The organism is Glaciimonas sp. GG7, assembly GCF_052976905.1.
Map to the genome: position 1 here is coordinate 1 of NZ_JBRIIQ010000076.1, position 18,482 is coordinate 18,482.

The 18,482-nt window shown below is 50.7% G+C and carries 13 protein-coding genes and 1 pseudogene; 7 read left to right on the forward strand and 7 right to left on the reverse strand.

The window, feature by feature from the left end; all coding sequences use genetic code 11:
* Positions 1-117: 117 nt before the first annotated feature.
* The 7 genes and pseudogenes from ACVBEF_RS15725 to ACVBEF_RS15755 form a co-directional block, all read right to left on the reverse strand.
* Positions 118-903: a transporter substrate-binding domain-containing protein gene (locus tag ACVBEF_RS15725; protein WP_447124876.1), complete on the reverse strand. Its 786-nt coding sequence runs from the start codon at positions 901-903 to the stop codon at positions 118-120.
* A gap of 77 nt (positions 904-980) precedes the next feature.
* Positions 981-3,710 carry a molybdopterin-dependent oxidoreductase gene (locus ACVBEF_RS15730; RefSeq protein ID WP_447124877.1) on the reverse strand — a complete coding sequence of 910 codons (2,730 nt, stop codon included), beginning with the start codon at positions 3,708-3,710 and terminating at the stop codon, positions 981-983.
* Between the two features lie 21 nt (positions 3,711-3,731).
* Positions 3,732-4,983: pseudogene (locus ACVBEF_RS15735) on the reverse strand (NAD(P)/FAD-dependent oxidoreductase).
* The gene (gene nirD, locus ACVBEF_RS15740) at positions 4,980-5,327 is read right to left on the reverse strand and encodes a nitrite reductase small subunit NirD (protein ID WP_447124878.1); all 348 of its coding nucleotides are present in this window, start codon (positions 5,325-5,327) and stop codon (positions 4,980-4,982) included. Before nirD ends, ACVBEF_RS15735 begins: the two are co-directional and overlap by 4 nt.
* Before the next feature lie 148 nt (positions 5,328-5,475).
* On the reverse strand, positions 5,476-8,010 hold the full coding sequence (gene nirB, locus ACVBEF_RS15745) for a nitrite reductase large subunit NirB (protein WP_447124879.1): 2,535 nt from the start codon (positions 8,008-8,010) through the stop codon (positions 5,476-5,478).
* A gap of 12 nt (positions 8,011-8,022) precedes the next feature.
* Entirely contained in the window at positions 8,023-9,357 is a 1,335-nt protein-coding gene (locus ACVBEF_RS15750; RefSeq protein ID WP_447124880.1) for an MFS transporter, read from the reverse strand.
* A 456-nt stretch (positions 9,358-9,813) separates the two neighbouring features.
* Positions 9,814-10,758 (reverse strand): LysR family transcriptional regulator, encoded by a 945-nt coding sequence (locus tag ACVBEF_RS15755; RefSeq protein ID WP_447124881.1) that lies wholly within the window; start codon positions 10,756-10,758, stop codon positions 9,814-9,816.
* A gap of 501 nt (positions 10,759-11,259) precedes the next feature.
* On the opposite strand from ACVBEF_RS15755, the gene ACVBEF_RS15760 reads away from it, so the two are divergent.
* From ACVBEF_RS15760 to ACVBEF_RS15790, 7 genes are all read left to right on the forward strand, one after another.
* On the forward strand, positions 11,260-12,333 hold the full coding sequence (locus ACVBEF_RS15760) for a hypothetical protein (RefSeq protein WP_447124882.1): 1,074 nt from the start codon (positions 11,260-11,262) through the stop codon (positions 12,331-12,333).
* A gap of 272 nt (positions 12,334-12,605) precedes the next feature.
* Positions 12,606-13,361 (forward strand): septum site-determining protein MinC, encoded by a 756-nt coding sequence (gene minC, locus ACVBEF_RS15765; RefSeq protein WP_447124883.1) that lies wholly within the window; start codon positions 12,606-12,608, stop codon positions 13,359-13,361.
* Between the two features lie 40 nt (positions 13,362-13,401).
* On the forward strand, positions 13,402-14,217 hold the full coding sequence (gene minD, locus ACVBEF_RS15770) for a septum site-determining protein MinD (RefSeq protein ID WP_447124884.1): 816 nt from the start codon (positions 13,402-13,404) through the stop codon (positions 14,215-14,217).
* Positions 14,218-14,219: 2 nt separating this feature from the next.
* Positions 14,220-14,471, forward strand: coding sequence for a cell division topological specificity factor MinE (gene minE, locus ACVBEF_RS15775; RefSeq protein ID WP_447124885.1), 252 nt, complete (start codon positions 14,220-14,222; stop codon positions 14,469-14,471).
* A 383-nt stretch (positions 14,472-14,854) separates the two neighbouring features.
* Positions 14,855-15,538 carry a response regulator transcription factor gene (locus tag ACVBEF_RS15780; RefSeq protein ID WP_447124886.1) on the forward strand — a complete coding sequence of 228 codons (684 nt, stop codon included), beginning with the start codon at positions 14,855-14,857 and terminating at the stop codon, positions 15,536-15,538.
* Between the two features lie 511 nt (positions 15,539-16,049).
* The gene (locus tag ACVBEF_RS15785) at positions 16,050-17,288 is read left to right on the forward strand and encodes a phosphatidylinositol-specific phospholipase C (RefSeq protein WP_447124887.1); all 1,239 of its coding nucleotides are present in this window, start codon (positions 16,050-16,052) and stop codon (positions 17,286-17,288) included.
* 523 nt (positions 17,289-17,811) lie between these two features.
* Positions 17,812-18,279: a hypothetical protein gene (locus tag ACVBEF_RS15790; RefSeq protein ID WP_447124888.1), complete on the forward strand. Its 468-nt coding sequence runs from the start codon at positions 17,812-17,814 to the stop codon at positions 18,277-18,279.
* Positions 18,280-18,482: the final 203 nt, after the last annotated feature.

Genomic DNA, 18,482 nt, shown 5'->3' on the forward strand with positions numbered 1-18,482 from the left:
AGAAAGTGACCGGCTGTCGGGCCGCCCCCGACAAGCATCAACGGAGCACATACCGCATCAACAACCAATGACCGAAACCAACCGAAACCAACCGAAACCAACCAAAACCCACCACCATTATTTAAACCAATGATTCCAGATTTCAGCGTATCCACCACTACCCTTAAGTTGATGCATCCAAGTATCCACAAACTCTTTAAACACCACATCCCCCCGCGGCAACATAAACGCTTTTTCAGAAAACTGTAACGGCTGATCCGGATTGATCGCACATAGTTCAGGATGCAATTTCGCCTGCCAAAGTGTCTCGCTGGCATCGGTCACCATGACATCCGCTTTCCCGGCAATGATCTGATCAAAAATGGTGACATTATCGGGATACATAATGAGCCGAGCGTGCTTAAACTGCGCCTTAGCAAAAACCTCGTTAGTCCCACCCGGATTAACAATTGCACGGGTGGATGGAACATCCATCTCCGCCAACGACTGAAATTTCGCCACATCCGCACAACGTGCAATCGCAGACTTTCCATCGACTGTATGCGGCGCAGAAAACGACACTTTTTTTAAGCGATCAAAGTTAACCGATACCCCACCCATCGCAATATCACATTTCTCCAAAAAGTCATTGGTCAATGTAGCCCAACTTGTTTTGACAAATTGCGCAGGAACCCCAATGGCCCGCGCTAACGATTGCGCCAGATCAACATCAATGCCGACAAAGGTCTGATCGGCCTGATACAACGAATAAGGGCGGTAATCACCGGTCATGCAGACCCGCAATTTTCCTGCATGGATGACCTGATCAAGACGCGATACCGAGGCATCCGACTGCGCCAGTGCGGCACCTGAAAATACTATGGCAGCGCAGGCGCCGAGACCATACGACAATAATGTATACATGAATTCTCCGATAAGGTTGGTTGTCCGAATGTAAGGCATTCTGGCAAGTCGATCAACATCAGAGATCGGAGGATGGTTCAGTCCTCCACGACCATCGCCACCATCAACAATTTTTTAATCTCCGGCACACACGACCCACAATTCCCGCCAGCCTTCAGGCAAGCCGTCACCTGCGGCACAGTCGTCAATCCCTGCGCCCGAATCGCGTTGCAAATCGTATTGCGCCCTACCCCAAAACAAGAGCACACAGTCGGGCCGGTATCGGCACCCTTTTCAATCGGCTGTCCGATTAACAAGCCAACGCGATCAGCATCTTCGAGCCGCTCTTTGACAAACAAACTCGCCAACCAGGCACGCGAAGGAAGGTCCGGGCGCGGAGAAATAAATACACAGGTGTCAATCCGATCATCGATCAGATGTGCTGCGCGATACACCCCGGCGGTGGTATCGGCATACTCCAGCCAGTCAGCATCCGGATCGTCGATACCCAATAGCGACCGCACCCATTTGCCATGATCAGCGATCACGTTCCGACCGGCCAGTTCGTAGCGGGTAAAGGTACGGCCAGCAATCCGCGTCCAATGCGACACGCCATCGAGCGCGACCTCCTCGCGACTGAGCACAAAACCGTGCCACGCGACCGGAAAATCTTCCACGCAGACCGGCGTATGTTTGAATTCCGGCTCGCCCGAAATCGGGTCCACCACAGGATTGACCACCGCGCCTATGCGTGCGTCAGAGGCTGATTGATTGCTCCAATGTATCGGCACAAAAATACTGCCACGCGCAATCCCGCCGCCGTGCTGGACGCGCGCGACCATCGCGCCCCACCTGGAGGAAACACGCGCCAGATTGCCTTCGCGCACGCCGTATAACAGCGCGTCTTGCGGATGCATATCGATGAAAGATTCCGGCACGTGATCGGCTAATTTTGCGGACTTTCCGGTACGCGTCATGGTGTGCCATTGATCACGTACGCGTCCGGTATTTAAGGCTAATGGATAGTCTTCATCGGTGGCGTGCATGGGCGCTCTGGGCGGCGTGGCGATGAAGCGGGCTTTGCCGTCGGGATGCGAGTAACGGTGATCGGTGAAGAGACGTTTTGTCGCGCTGAGATTGCCATCGACGTCCCGCACAACCGGCCATTGAATCGGCTCCAAAGCGTCGAATTGCTGCTTATTCATACTGGTCAGGCCAGCCAGATTAAAGAGACGCAGAGCGTGTTCACCGACGCCATTATTGAATGTACTTAAGCGTGCATGCTCATCAAATATTGCATGCACATTCGTAAAATCAAAACCGTTGAATCCCATCCGTTGCGCCACGTCGCACAAGATTTTCCAATCGGGTCGTGCTTCACCGGGAGCGGCCAAAAATCCGCGTTGACGCGAAATACAGCGCTCAGAATTGGTGACCGTGCCGTCTTTTTCGCCCCAGCCTGACGCTGGTAAAAGTACGTCGGCAAGCACGTTGGTGTCGGTTTTTTCGATGATGTCGGAGACGACGACTAACGCGCATTTTTCCAGAGCGCGTTGGACCTGATTGGCGTCCGGAAAACTGACCATCGGATTGGTCGCAATGATCCAGACCGCCTTGACGCGCCCTTGTTCGATGGCTTGAAACAGATCGACGGCTTTGAGGCCGGGCTTGTCGGCAATGGTGGGCGAGTCCCAGAATGTCTGCACCGTTTGTCGATGCGTTGGGTTGTCCAGATCCATGTGCGCCGCCAACATATTGGCGAGACCGCCGACTTCGCGTCCGCCCATGGCATTGGGCTGGCCGGTGATGGAAAACGGTCCCATGCCGGGTTGGCCGATGCGCCCGCCGATTAAGTGGCAATTGATGATGCTGTTGACTTTGTCAGTGCCGGAGGACGATTGATTGACGCCTTGCGAAAACGCGGTAATGACTTTTTTAGTCGTAGCAAATAACTGATAAAACGTCAGCAAATCTTGTGGATCGATTTTGCAGATTTTGGCGACAGTAGCCAGATCGGCGCTGCTGACTTCGGCAGCAGCAAGGGCGGCGTCAAGGCCGTTGGTATGCGCGGCGACAAAGCCGGTATCGATGGCAGCGTTGTGCGCCAGATAGTGCAGCAAGCCGTTGAATAGCCAGACGTCGGTGCCGGGTTTGATCGGTAAGTGTAAATCGGCCAGTTCGCAGGTGGCGGTGCGGCGTGGATCGATGACGATGATCCTGGTCTCGGGCCGGGTTTCTTTGATCTTGGTGATGCGCTGAAACAGGATCGGATGACACCATGCGGTGTTGGAGCCGACCAATACCACCAGATCGGCGAGTTCTAAATCTTCATAACAAATCGGGACGATATCTTCACCAAACGCACGCTTGTGTCCAGCCACTGCGGACGACATGCACAGGCGCGAATTGGTGTCGATATTGGCGCTGCCGATGTAGCCCTTCATGAGCTTGTTGGCGATGTAATAGTCTTCGGTCAGCAGCTGGCCGGAGACGTAAAACGCTACAGCATCGGGACCGTGACGGGCGATGATATCGGCAAAACCGTACGCGACTTTATCGATAGCAGCATCCCAGCTTGCCGCTTGCAAAGTATTGCTGACGGCGTCGCGTATTTTGGGTTGCAGCAGGCGACCATCGAGGGCAATGGTTTCGTCCAGGGCTGAGCCTTTGACGCACAGGCGGCCGAAATTAGCGGGATGATGTTTATCACCGGCAACACTAATCTTTCCATCGGCGAGCACACTGGCGGCGACACCGCAACCAACGCCGCAATAGGGGCAGGTCGTCAATACGCTGGCAGAAGCGAGGGGCGGTTGGACAAGGTTCAATTGTGCATCTTCACTAAATAGTCAATGCGCGGCTTGCGCACAAATCGCCTGACCGAATAGCAGTCGGTTACGCAGCGCGGAAATATTGGTTTTGTTTTGGATCAGATCGAAGTACCACGGGCCATCTTTGACGTCACCATACAGCACCGCGCCGACGATGTAATTGTCTTTGAGTACCAGTCGTTTATAGATGCTGCGACGCGGGTCGCGCAGGACCAGATCTTCGGTGCCATCGTCGCCGATAAAGTCGCCAGCGGAATACAGATCGACGCCGGTCACTTTGAGCTTGGTGGCGGTGGCTTGCTGAACATAACGACGATGCCCGGCCCCGGCCAGATGTGCGCCGCAGACCCGGGCCTGATCCCAGATCGGGGCGACTAAACCGAAGGTTGCTGAGCGGTGTTGCACGCATTCGCCGACCGCATAAATACGGGGATCGTAGGTTTGCAAGGTGTCGTCAACCACAATCGCCCGTTCGCAATGCAGATGGGCTTTTTTGTGCCAGGGCGATATTCGGACGCACGCCAACGGCCATCACGACCAGATCGGCGGGGATGTCGGAGCCATCTTTCAAGCGCACCGCCGTGACGCGATCGATACCGATGATTTCAGCGGTGTGGGCATTGAGTAAAAATTTAAAGCCTTTTTGTTCTAAGGATTTTTTTAGCAGCGCCGACGCGGGCTTGTCCAATTGTTGATTCATCAAACTGTCGCTGACGTGCACAACCGTGACATCCATGCCTTGACGCAGCAATCCGTTGGCCGCTTCCAGTCCTAATAAACCGCCACCGATAATGACCGCGTGGCGATGATCGCGGGCGGCGTTGAGCATGGTTTCGACATCTTGAATATCGCGGAAGGCAATCACGCCGGGCAATTGATGTCCGGGTACGGGAATGATGAATGGCGTAGAACCGGTGGCCAGCAACAGGCGGTCATAGCCGATCTCGATCCCGGCGCGTGAACGTACAATGCGGCGGCGGCGATCGATCGCATCAATCGGGTCGCCAGCATGCAGGGTGATGTTGTGTTGCGCATACCACTCGCGGGTATGCAGCATGATGTCCTGAACGGTTTTTTCACCGGCCAGTACGGGCGACAATAAAATGCGATTGTAGTTGCCGTGCGGCTCGGCACCGAAGACGGTGATGTCGTATAAATCGGGGGCGAGCTTTTGTAACTCCTCGACCGTGCGCATGCCCGCCATGCCGTTGCCGATCACAACGAGCGACGGTTTTGCGCCTTGCACATGCTTAACCAACTTGATGCTCATGCACCTACCCACACCTTACCGTCAGCGATGCGGGCAGGATAAATATTCACAGCATGCTCTGGCGCTTCAAGGCATTCGCCGGTTTGCAAATCGAAATGCTGTTTGTACATCGGCGAGGCGACGACGATGCGCTCGCCCAGATTGCCGACCAGTCCGCGCGACAAAATGGCGGCCTGCGAATTGGGGTCAAAGTTATCAATCGCAAATACGCGCTGCTCGCCGTCGTTGACGTGGAAGACTGCGACTTGCGTGCCATTGATGAGTGCACACACGCCGGTGTTGGGGACGATTTCATCGAGATTGCAGATAGAAATCCAGTGTTCGGGTTGGCTATCGTTATGCATTTTTTTCTCGTTTCACAGCGTGTTGATATTAAAATTCAAAAATTCCGATCGTCCTGAGTAGCGCAGCGTATCGAAGGATACGGCACTTCGTGCTTACTCAGTCCGAACGGGCTTAGTCGTGCTCACAAACTTTATATGTCAATACCTCTTAAGCCGCGCTGACCAAAACCGGAATCGCACGCAGCGTTTTTTCCGCCACCGTGGCCGGACGAATCTGGCCGCGATCTTCCATGAAGACAACGTTCTGATCGGCTTGATCGGTGTTGACGAAATGGCGGAAGCGTTTGCGGGTCTCGGGATCGGTGACGGCTTTTTTCCATTCGCATTCGTAGGTATCGACGACTTGCTGCATTTCACTTTCCAGCTCAGTGGCGATGTGCAGTTTGTCGTTTAAGACGACTTCTTTCAGGTAGTCCAGACCGCCTTCCAGATTGTCGCGCCAGACACTGGTGCGTTGCAGTCTGTCGGCGGTGCGCACGTAGAACATCAGGAAGCGGTCGATCATCTGTACCAGCGTGGCTTTATCCAGATCGGAGGCGAGCAATTCGGCGTGGCGTGGCTTCATGCCGCCGTTGCCGCAGACGTAGAGATTCCAGCCTTTTTCGGTGGCGATGATGCCGACGTCTTTGCTTTGCGCTTCGGCGCATTCACGGGTGCAGCCGGAGACGCCGAATTTGATTTTATGCGGCGTGCGCAGGCCTTTGTAGCGATTCTCCAGTTCAATGGCGAGGCCCATACTGTCGTCCACGCCGTAGCGGCACCAGGTCGATCCTACGCAGGATTTGACGGTGCGTAGCGACTTGCCGTAGGCGTGGCCGGATTCAAACCCGGCGGCGATCAATTCTTCCCAGATTGGTGGCAATTGTTCGACCCGTGCGCCGAACAAATCGATGCGCTGACCGCCTGTGACTTTGGTGTACAAACCGTATTTTTTGGCGACCTGACCGACGGCGATTAAACCGTCTGGCGTGACCTCGCCACCGGCCATGCGCGGGACGACCGAATAGGTGCCGTCTTTTTGAATATTACCGAGGAAATAATCGTTGGAATCTTGCAAGCTGGCGTGTTCTTTTTTGAGCACAAAATCGTTCCAGCAAGAAGCCAGAATGCTGGCGGCGACCGGCTTGCAGACATCACAGCCGAGGCCTTTGCCGTGTTGCGTGAGCAAGGCGTCGAAGGATTTGATATTGCCGACGCGGACCAGGTGATAGATCTCTTGCCGTGAGTAGGGAAAATGTTCGCAGACATGATTGTTGACGGCCATGCCTTGCTTTTTCATTTCCGACTTCATGATCTGCGTGACGAGGGCTACGCAACCGCCGCAGGAAGAACCGGCTTTGGTGCAGCTTTTTACCGCGCCAATACTGGTTGCGCCGCCGCAGACTGCTGCGCAAATAGCGCCTTTAGAGACGTCATTGCAGGAGCAAATTTGCGCCGCGTCCGGCAGCGCATCGACGCCGAGACCGGGCCGTGCATTGCCGTCGGCTTGCGGCAGAATCAGGAACTCTGGGGACGCTGGCAATTCGATCCGGTTGAGCATCATTTGCAGCAGCGTGCCGTACTCGCTGGCGTCGCCGACCATGACGCCGCCGAGTAAATATTTGCCGCAATCGGAGACGACAATTTTCTTGTAAATCTGTTTGCGCTCGTCGGTGAAATGATACGAACGACTGCCCGGCGCGTTCCCGTGCGGGTCACCAATGCTGGCGACATCGACGCCCATGAGCTTGAGTTTGGTGCTCATGTCGGCACCGTTAAACTCGCCGCTTTCGCCGAGTAAATGTTTGGCGGCGATACGGGCCATGTCGTAGCCGGGGGCGACTAAGCCGAAGGTTTTACCTTGCCAGAGCGCGCATTCGCCAATGGCGTAAATGTCGGGATCGTTGGTTAAGCAACTGTTGTCGATGACGATGCCGCCGCGCTCGCCGACGGTGATGTCGCTGCAGCGGGCGATCTCGTCACGCGGACGGATACCGGCGGAGAAGACGATCATATCGGTGTCGAGATGGCTGCCGTCGGAGAAGTTCATGCGGTGCGTGCCGGTCTCGCCATCGACGATCTCAAGGGTGTTCTTTTGGGTGTGGGCGGTGACGCCAAGGTCTTCAATTTTTTGGCGTAAAACACGTCCGCCGCCCTCGTCCACTTGTACCGCCATCAGGCGCGGTGAAAACTCGACGACGTGGGTTTGGAGCTGCATGTCGCGCAGGGCTTTGGCGCATTCCAGACCGAGCAAACCGCCGCCGATGACGACGCCGGTTTTGGAGCGACGACCGCATTCCAGCATGGCTTCCAAGTCTTCTATCGTGCGATAGACGAAGCAATCTTTGCGGTCTTTCCCGGGAACCGGTGGCACAAACGGATAGGAGCCGGTGGCAATGACGAGTTTGTCGTAGGAGAGTGTTTCTCCGGTGCTGACGGTGACAGTTTTGGCGGCGCGATCGATGACGCTGGCTTTGGCATTGAGCTTGAGCAGGATGTTGTCGCGCTCAAAGAATCCGGCTGGGACGAGCGATAAGTCTTCGGCTGATTTACCGGCGAAAAACTCGGATAAATGCACACGGTCGTAGGCCGGACGCGACTCTTCGCACAGGACCGTGACTTCCAGATGGGGCGCTGCGCTGTCGGCTAAGCTTTCCAGAAATTTGTGGCCCACCATGCCGTGACCGATGACGATGATTTTCATGATTGATGTCCTTTAAGCGGGATTGGCAAGCAATTGCTCATCGGCTTTGTGTGCGGCGCTAAATCGCACTGCAATCGCACACAATGCGGAGATGGTGACCAAAATACCTAGCCAGCTCAGGGTGTGTTGCACGTCGCCCAAACCCTTCATCAAGAAACCCGCCAGTACCGCGCCGACATTACCGCCGGCACCGATGATGCCGGCCACGCCGCCTAGCGCTTTACGATCGATAAAGGGGACTAAAGCGTAGGTCGCGCCGCAAGCCATGTGCGTGAATAGGCCGAAGGTCAGCATGGCGACGATGGCTAGCGTGACGCTATTGGCGTGGGCAAACCAGAGCAGGCCCAGACCTTCACCTATCATCATCGCAAATAGCAAAGTGGCGCGGGTATTCAAATCGCCGCGCAGTGCGACTTTGTCCGATACCCAGCCGCCCAGAGCGCGGGCAAACAGGGCTAACAAGCCGAAGCTGGCAGCGGCCAAGCCGGCGGTTTTCAGGGACAAGCCGAAATGGTCGACGTAATAAATGGCAGCAATGTTGTGAATAAAAATTTCTACGCCGAAACATGCGCCGTAGGTGACGAATAACAACCAGACGCGGTAGTTGACGCTGGCAGCACGAAAGCTGTCCCAGCCGCCTTTTTTGCCTTCGATAGTGATGCCTTGGGCGCGTAATTCGGCGTAATTACCGGCGGGACAATCTTGTGTAAATTTCCAGTAAACAATGCCCATGATGACCATCAACACGCCCGGCACCAACAGGGCCAGACGCCATCCCATGCTTTCACTGATGCCCAGCATGACAACGGCGGTGAGTAACAACGGCATGAGCGCTTGCGCAGCACCACCGCCGACATTGCCCCAGCCAGCAGCGGTCGCGTTGGCGGTACCGACGATGTTGGGGGCGAACATGACGGAGGTGTGATATTGGGTAATCACAAAACTGGCACCGACGGCACCGATACATAAACGAAAGAATAAAAAGCTTTCGTAGCTTTGCGAGAAGGCCACGCCGAAGACGGGAATTGCCCCCAGCAGCAGCAAGCCGGTATAGGTTTTACGCGGGCCGAATCGGTCGCACATCGGACCGATGATGAGTCGGACCAAAATGGTGACGGCGACAGCGGCGATATTGATATTGGCGATTTGGCCGATGGTCAGGCCGAATTGACCTTTGATGACGGGCATCAGGGGCGCGCAGGCAAACCAGGCAAAAAAGCAGGCAAAGAAGGCCATCCAGGTCAGGTGAAAAGCGCGCATTTGCGGCGTGCTGAAACTGAAGAGTTTGATGGCGGTGGCCTTGGTGGCTGTTGTGGCGGTATTAACCGTATTAGCGTTGCTAGTCATGATCTTTTTTTATCCCATAAAAACAAAAAAGCGCCCACTGAATCCTGGTAAAAATACCGTGTTCAGTGGACGCCGTTGTCCGGGCAGATCCTTCGTTAGATCTGCGTTATGTTGTAACTGCAATGTGTCACTGCGCTATGTCGTGAATTACGCGAAGTAACCACCAATTGCGCAGTGCAGTCATTACGGAATCATCTTTGACTCTGTTGAAAATGATTTAGCAAAATCTGTGCCATAGGTTGGGATGGGGGGATTGCGTCGGTATGTGCGTTGACCGGCAAGGTGACGATGAAAGGATCACCCAGGTAATGCGCGTTTTTATAACGCAGCGCATTTAAATGGTGCGATCTTCGCTATCTTTTGGGGAGGGATAAAGAAAATTGGCCGTCTATACGACGGCCAAGGGGGGAGAAAAGTAATAAGCAGAAGTAATAAGCAGAAGTATTAAGCAGACTATTAAGCCGATTTCTGTCGGCGCACTTTGTTTGTCGCCACGCCAGCTAATGAGGACTGCTCAGCAAATGCCGCCATCACCGAATTGCTAAAAAATTCCACGGCTTGCTGCAATGGCGTCTGTAATTTGGATTGGATGGCCCAAATGTCGAGCATAGGTTTGAAGTCGCTAATAGAAACAATATCGAGTTGATCCCGATGTTTGCTACGCTCAACTTGTTCCCATGGCATCAGGCACAAACCTAAACCGGCCGCTGCCAGACCTAGTTGGAGGTCGGCGCTAAAGGATTCGAGAGCGATCTTAAAGGAGAGTCCTTGTTCGGACAGCGCACGTTGCAAGACACTGCGAAAACCGCAACCATCAGGGCTTAATACCCAACCAATATCATGACAATCCCGTAGTTTGTAGCTGCGTTTAGTCATCAATCCTTTTGCCGCTACGACGACCAATTCAACCCGCCCCAAAGTGCGGCCGCTGACATTGTCTGGCAACACTTTCGTGGCGGGAAACAGGGCTACCGCAGCGTCCAGATCACCGTTCGCCACTTTGGTCACTAGTTGGGTTCCCCAACCGGTGGTGACTTGGGTGCGCAGATCAGGATAAGACGCCGTCAGGTCTCTGAGGCCATCAAGCAGCACGACCTCGCCGATGGTTTGGACCACGCCCAGACGGAAAGTACCGGCTGGCGCGCCATCGGCACCCACCATATCGCGTAACTCATCGACTTCGCGCAGGACGATACGACACTGTTCGTAGACGACTTTCCCCATCGGATTGGGACGCGGCGGTTTGGTGGTGCGATCGAGAAGCTCGATCCCAAGCTCTTCTTCAAAATTTTGCACGCGGCGGGTAATGGCCGACTGGGTTAGTTGTAACGCTTCTGCGGCCAGACTGATGGATTGGCATCGTACGGTGGCGACAAAGGCATCTATATCATCTATTTTCATGAGAAATTGGCATAAGCCTTAGGAATATTTATCCAGATTTTAATAGGAACACGCCATTCGCGAAAGGTGACTAAATAACTAAGTTTTAGACAAATAATTAGATTCTGATCATTTTTCTCATTTTTATGAGACCTTTCAGATTGCCGATATTCCCGTTGTTAAGTTGAAAATGCTGTTTAATTCATCTCCAGGTCTTCATTAGCCCGGGCAGGCTGCTTTTCTATGTTGCAGCGCCTCAAGACAGATACGTGAAAATCGTGGTGACAACATTTATCCTTATATTTTAGAGGAAAGACTCTTTTATTTAGACGAACTTCTTGCCATTGCGTTCAATTTGATAACAAGATTAATTCGAAAGACGCGTCCTTTGGTAGAAAGTAACAAAAGCTTACGCATTGCACTCTGGTGATGTCGATTAAAATGCGTACCCGATCAGTCGGGTCTTACGCTAAATAAGACGAACGCTATTTTTTATACTTTCTTCGATACAGCAAACCAACGATGACATCCTTTGCCAACGCAACGCCCGATTGTTGTCAAATCACGACGACTCCCAGCGCAATCCCCAAACAGGCGGTGGACGTTGCGGAACAAAACTTGCGCGATATTTTGTCGATGTCGATTGAACATGCAGCGCCGCATGCCGCCGTGGTGGTGTTCGATGCCCGTTGCGATCTTGCAACTACCCTCACTGAAGCCTACCGACGCTGTCTTCCTGAGGCGCAGTTCATTGATTTTGATGCGGTGTCGCCGGAAATGGTGCTGGCCGCGTTTGCTCCGCTTGCACCTGGCGACCTGGTGATTTTGATTCAATCCGGCAACTTTCGACTGGAAGCTTTCCGCTTGCGGGTTGAGCTTTTTAAGCGCGCCCTGAAAGTGATAGAACACCCGCATCTCTCTCGCATGCCGGGAGTGCAAGCGCTGTATTACATCGACGCGCTGGCGTATGACCCGACGTATTACCGCAAGGTCGGCTATGCACTCAAGGCACGCATTGATCGCGCTCAGTCTGGCGTGATCGATAGCGATGGCGAGCGGCTGGTGTTCGGGTCCCCTTTCGAGTCGGCAAAACTGAACATCGGCGACTATAGCGGGATGACTAACGTGGGCGGTCAGTTTCCCATCGGCGAGGTGTTTACCGAAGCGCAGGATCTGGAGGCGGTCAACGGGCGGGTGCGTATTTTTGTGTTTGGCGATACGACTTTCCATGTCAATCAACCGGACCAACCGATCACCCTCGTCATCACCAAAGGCTGCGTCACAGATGTCATCGATTCGACGCCCGATTTCGATCAGGTGCTGTCCAAGATTCGGGCTGATGAAGGCTGTGTGCGGCTGCGCGAACTTGGCTTTGGCATGAATCGGGCATTTTCCAGAGACCGCATGGTCAGCGATATCGGCAGCTACGAGCGTATGTGCGGTATACATTTGTCGCTGGGTGCCAAGCATGGCGTCTACAACAAGGCGACGATCAAGCGTGCAGAGGCGCGCTATCACATTGATGTCTTTGCGGTCACTGCTACTGTCAGCCTGGATGACGATGTTGTGTATCGCGATGGTGCGTGGCTGGTTTGAAGGAAGAGAAATCGGATGTTTTGGGATGTTTTAAATAGGATTTCTCGTCTTAGCAGCCTGCATAAACCAATTTTTGAGTCATCTGCTTGCCGATAACCGTCCGGTTTGGCATTTTTTTTGCTTTCTAGTGTGAATTTGGTAAGATCATTCATTCTAAAAATGGCGTGTATACCATGCTGCACAAACCAGCCACAAACCATACTGATTCCTAACCCCTGCGCATCGCCAGCAACCATCGGTTGCTCTCTGGTTCGTATTCAATCTGTTGCTTTATGCCAAACAATAAGACACGCAAGCCAATTGAAATAAAGATAGCAACGGTCGTGGCGGTGTCAGCCATTCTCAATGAGACAGATTTAGCCATCCTCGATACCGCGTTGAAACAAATGACCGGCGGCATGACAGATTTTTTTGACAATGAATTTACGGTCATCGATATCGCCGCGCTGGGGACGGAGTCCCATCAGATTGATTGGCCCGCCCTCGTTAGCTTACTGAAAACGTATCAATTAAACGCCGTTGCGGTGCGCAATGCCCCAGAAGAGATCCATCAGACCATCGTCACCCACGGTCTGAGTATCGATACGGTGACGGCGGCAAGAGCTGAGCCGGTCCCATCCGACGACCCTCTTCCCCTCGTTGCACCGGCACCGGCGCCGATTCCGGTGCCGCCCACGTCTCCCCGCGCCATGATCGTCGATACGCCAGTGCGCGCAGGCCAGCGGATTTACGCACGCGGAACCGATCTGATCATCACAGCAATGGTCAACAATGGCGCCGAAATCATCGCCGATGGCAGTATTCATGTGTACGCACCGCTACGCGGTCGGGCCTTAGCCGGTGCCAGTGGCGATACGCAAGCCCGGATTTTTGCCGTCAACATGGAGCCCGAATTGGTCTCCATCGCTGGCGTGTATCGGACCTTTGAAAATGGCTTCACGTCAGAGGTAAAAGGTCAGGCGGCACAAATTCGGTTAGTTGGCGACCGGATTGACGTAATATCGCTCAATTCTTCTTCCCGACCATAAATATTTAGTATCCATTTTTAGTATTTCACCAGGAGTTTTTGTGGCAAAAATTATCGTTGTAACATCTGGTAAAGGCGGTGTCGGCAAGACGACTTCCAGCGCCAGCTTCGCGTCAGGCTTAGCTATGCGCGGCCATAAGACCGCCGTATTGGATTTTGATGTCGGCCTGCGTAATCTCGATCTGATCATGGGTTGCGAGCGACGCGTCGTGTATGACCTGATCAACGTGGTCAATAACGAAGCGACTCTCAAACAGGCGCTGATCAAGGATAAACATTGCGACAACCTGTTTATCCTTCCTGCATCGCAAACCCGGGATAAAGACGCGCTGACCGAAGAAGGCGTGGAGCGGGTCTTGAATGATCTGGTGAAAATGGATTTCGAATTCATTATCTGCGACTCGCCAGCGGGTATCGAACGCGGCGCGGTCATGGCGCTGACATTTGCCGATGAAGCGGTGATCGTGACCAATCCCGAAGTGTCGTCAGTACGCGACTCTGACCGTATTCTTGGCATCATCCAGGCCAAGTCGCGTCGCGCCCAAAACGGTGGAGAGCCGGTCAAAGAACATCTGCTAATCACCCGCTACTCACCAAAACGGGTGGATGCTGGCGAAATGCTGTCATATACCGACGTTCAGGATATTTTGCGCATTCCGCTCGTGGGGATCATTCCTGAGTCAGAAACCGTCCTGCATGCGTCAAACCAGGGCAATCCTGCCATCCATATGACCGGTAGCGACGTCGCGTTGGCTTACGAAGATGTCGTCTCGCGATTCCTCGGTGAAGACGTGCCGTTGCGCTTTGCCACTTATCAAAAACCAGGTTTGCTTTCGCGCATTTTTGGAGGGAAGTAACGATGGCTTTGCTCTCATTCTTATTTACCAAACAACCGAAAAGCGCCTCGGCAGCCAAGGAACGTCTGCAAATTATCATCGCGCGTGAACGTAGCGGCCGCCAAGGCCCCGACTTTCTGCCCGCGTTACACAAAGAATTGCTTGAGGTGATTTCGAAATATACAAAAGTCAGCGCCGGCGACATTAAAATTTCACTTGATCGCCAGGGCGATCTGGAAATTTTAGATGTCAATGTTGTGTTGCCGGATATTTAATGCATTCAGCACGACGTAATAACGCCATCTAAGACTAAGCAGATATAAACACCCGTCTGTGAACGCTCATACTGCTCCCCGCCCGGTTGCTTCCCTCAGTCTGTTTTATGAGGCAAACCGGGTGTGCTGGAAACATGCTGATCATCATCAGCAATACAAAACTACCGTCCTATCGCAAAACAATATCAATAAACCATATTTATTCATGGCTATCGGAGTGTTACCGTAACACTCTGTATTGAGCGTGTATAAGTGATAGCATAATATTATTACAATAAAATTCGCATTGGTTATGAGGGAGACTTGAAAGTCGTCTGCTTGCTTACCGAGCATCACCGATGAACATCGGCACTTGACACGGCTACAACAATTAACAATAAGACATGAAAATTGCCATCCTTGACGCTGATCTAAAGCAAACAGATTTGATTTGTCAGGTACTGACCAATAGTGGCCACACCTGTCTTCCATTCCGAATCGGCAATGAACTTCTGATGCAGTTGCGCCGGGAAAATGTCGACATGCTTATTCTGGATTGGCAGCTCGCCGATCATAGCGGCCCCGAAGTCCTGCGCTGGATAAGAGAGAATGCGCCGCCGATGCTGCCGGTTCTGTTTATCACCAGCCGCTCCGGCGAAGACGACATTATCGCGGGTATGGCCGCTGGCGCTAACGAATATATGATCAAGCCGATACGCCGCATTGAATTGGCGACAAGGGTGCAAGCATTGTTACGGCGCGCCTACCCGACTCAAACGGCTAGTGAGCAAATTACATTCGGCAATTATGTCTTTGAAATCCGCGCCGCACGCCTGACCCGAGCAGCGGTGCAGATCGATATTACGCAGAAAGAGTTCGATCTGGCGCTATTGTTTTTCCGCAATCTGGGCCGTCCGCTTTCACGCGCTTACATTCTCGAAGCAGTCTGGGCACGCGACATTGATATCCCTTCGCGAACGATGGATACCCACGTTTCGCGGGTGCGCAGTAAGTTGCAATTACGACCGGAAAATGGCTTTCGGCTTGCGCCTGTGTATAGCTATGGATATCGGCTGGAGCAATTTTAGGGATGAGCCGCCTGTGCCGCCCACTCCAAAGTCTCGATCAACATAGCTCACCGAAGACGTGATTCACGTCTCCATGACGATGTTCGTCATGAATAATGCTCGTCCTGAATGTGATTGACTGAATCGATCAAATTTTGGCATTTTTAGGTGCTCAGCCTGAAATAATAAACTTTCCCCTTTCGTACATTCAATAATATTGCAAAAATTACATATGCAAGTTATTCGAGTCGACTGTAGTTTCACCCGCTTATTCATCAGCCACTAAAAAATTAATCCGACAACACCGAGCATTATCAATATTGATAATCGATTCAGGACTAATTTTCTATTTAACCCGAATATCATCATATTTCCTCACTATTTCATCATGAATAAAATCGCCATAAAATATATATTTTTATGGCTTACTCGTTCATGAAGTATCTTCGCTAAGCAATAACAAGTGATGAATTTTCAAAAAAATTTATCGTCTTATATTTTAATCTATAAATATTTTACCAACTAATTTGAAATGAAAATAAAACACTACATCTCCGCATTAGCAATATCTCTATTTAGCACTGCATTACAGGCACACACCGATTCTGCATATTCTCACAATGCATCAGATGGATTTACAAAAAAAGAAAGATGGATGGAATCTATCAGAGATGACGTCAAATTAAGCGAATTAGCTCTGCCAGGGACGCATGATTCAGGTACCTTCAAATTAAGCAACATTCACCACTTAGCAAAAACGCAGTCATTAAATTTTAAAGAACAACTAGAATATGGCATTAGGGTTTTTGATATTCGTGTCAGGCATACAAGCAATAGATTTGCCTTGCATCATGGAGTGAAGTATTTAGATGTAATGTTTGGCGATACGCTACTAGCCGTAAGTAATTTTTTAGATAAAAATCCTACAGAAACAGTCCTGATCAGAGTAAAAACCGAACATGACAACGAGGCCAATGGGTACATCAATAAAACCAATACAAGATCTCCAGAAGAGACATTTAAATATTACTTAAATATTTTTCGCAAACATCATTTAAATACAAATCGTGAAAACATAACGTTAGGAGAGGCCCGAGGGAAATATATAATATTAGGAAATGGTGGCCCCTTCGAAAAACATGGCATTCTTTATCATAATTTACTGAGTCAAGACTACTATGATTTAAAAACAAATTGGGATTTGTATGACAAATGGATAAAAGTCAAAAACCATTTATGGGAAGCCACTAAAGGTGATGAAAATAGAATTTATGTTAATTATTTATCCGCCGCAGGTGGTATATTCCCGTACTTCGTTGCGAGTGGGCATTCATCACCTGGAACATCGGCACCAAGATTAGCGACCGGATTAACTACTCCCGGGTGGTCTGATTCATATCCAGACTTTCCACGCGTAGACTGTATTTGGGTAATATGCACGATCGCATTTGAGGGAACAAATATACTTACCCGAAACACTATATCGACTATTAATATTATTAGTGAGATAGAATCCTTTGCCTCTCTTTTTGGGATAAAAAGAAGCGTCGGAATTATCATGGCAGACTTTCCTGGCGAATCATTAATTAGCAATATTATTACCAATAATAAATTAACTGGAAAAATGATTAGTAAGTCTGGCAGAAGCATCGAAGCTGATAATGCACAAGAAATATTACTACAACAAAATAACACTCTGAATATATTGGAGCAGGACAATCCTGATCTTCATGAAAAATTGATGGAACAATTCATCGCCACCCAACCCTGATGAATAAACGTCATCCAATAATGGCTTTTTGTAACACGCAAGTCGTTTTATCCAGCCTCTTTGTATCCCCAAAGAAAAAATCTCTGCATTACAAAGAATAAATTCTCCAGACTCCGGCGTGCTTTCATGACGTCGGATCTGCCGCTCTGCTGATCGATATCCATACCAACCCCTATTTTCGATATCCCGAAGGATAGGTTGCGTCCGCGAATTACATTACCAAAAAATGAAATACAGTTGAGTATTTTGTTGCTTATATCCGTATCCATAAAATAACACAGCGTAGAAATCCAATATAGAAATATAGAAATACGTTTCATAAGAATTTCATCAAGAATGAAATCACACTAAAGCGCAATCTCTCACCTTCAATACTTAAAGAAATATCTGCACACGGTAGTATTTTTCTCGTTCTCATTAAGTATGAATTTTTTACAATTCAATTTTTTAATAAGGAGATGGCTTATCTAATACCAATTTTTTTCACAATCCATCATTTAACAAATTAACGAAAGAAACAATCATGAAGAAAAAAATCATTCCCTTTATTCTCGCAATCGCAACCCTCTCTATTTCTCAGTATGCATCTGCCAGCACTCTGCTTCGTCTTTGCCAGGAAGCCAGAACATCTCTCCATGACGATTTCAAGATAGTCGAATCTGGCACCCGTGGAACTGGCAGCAACATGTACAACTACATTAAAAGTGATGTGGGCGTGACATATAAAATCCCATCTATACAAGGCTCTGAAGCAGATCGACCTAAACCTATAGGAAATATCTCAAACACCACAGAACTCATTACTGCGATCAATGCGATGGTCGCCTGGAGACAGACACAACAATTGGATCATCTGGCAGAAATGATGCAACAAACGGCAAAACAGGCAATCGCAAATGGATATACGGTTTCTCTATGTATAGACACCACGAGTGAAGTCGCCGCTGACCAGCTATACACGGCTAAGGTAATTCAAATGTCCAACAATTAATTACACACCTCCGTTGATGTTTCCCGTTTCAGACGACATCAGACTGATGTCATTTTGAAAATCTTATAAAACCAATCGAAGCCGGGATAAACAGCTGAAAGTGTAATGAAAAAAGCGATTGAGGTAGCGATCAGAGAACCTGAGTCCTATCCGTCCTTCCATTTAATTAACGAAAGAAACAATCATGAAGAAAAAAACCATTC

Bases quoted from the DNA above. Each gene is read 5' to 3' on its own strand.
- ACVBEF_RS15725 (WP_447124876.1), bottom strand. From the start codon at position 903: ATGTATACATTATTGTCGTATGGTCTCGGCGCCTGCGCTGCCATAGTA.
- nirD (WP_447124878.1), bottom strand. From the start codon at position 5,327: ATGCATAACGATAGCCAACCCGAACACTGGATTTCTATCTGCAATCTC.
- nirB (WP_447124879.1), bottom strand. From the start codon at position 8,010: ATGAAAATCATCGTCATCGGTCACGGCATGGTGGGCCACAAATTTCTG.
- ACVBEF_RS15750 (WP_447124880.1), bottom strand. From the start codon at position 9,357: ATGACTAGCAACGCTAATACGGTTAATACCGCCACAACAGCCACCAAG.
- ACVBEF_RS15755 (WP_447124881.1), bottom strand. From the start codon at position 10,758: ATGAAAATAGATGATATAGATGCCTTTGTCGCCACCGTACGATGCCAA.
- ACVBEF_RS15760 (WP_447124882.1), top strand. From the start codon at position 11,260: ATGACATCCTTTGCCAACGCAACGCCCGATTGTTGTCAAATCACGACG.
- minC (WP_447124883.1), top strand. From the start codon at position 12,606: ATGCCAAACAATAAGACACGCAAGCCAATTGAAATAAAGATAGCAACG.
- minE (WP_447124885.1), top strand. From the start codon at position 14,220: ATGGCTTTGCTCTCATTCTTATTTACCAAACAACCGAAAAGCGCCTCG.
- ACVBEF_RS15780 (WP_447124886.1), top strand. From the start codon at position 14,855: ATGAAAATTGCCATCCTTGACGCTGATCTAAAGCAAACAGATTTGATT.
- ACVBEF_RS15785 (WP_447124887.1), top strand. From the start codon at position 16,050: ATGAAAATAAAACACTACATCTCCGCATTAGCAATATCTCTATTTAGC.
- ACVBEF_RS15790 (WP_447124888.1), top strand. From the start codon at position 17,812: ATGAAGAAAAAAATCATTCCCTTTATTCTCGCAATCGCAACCCTCTCT.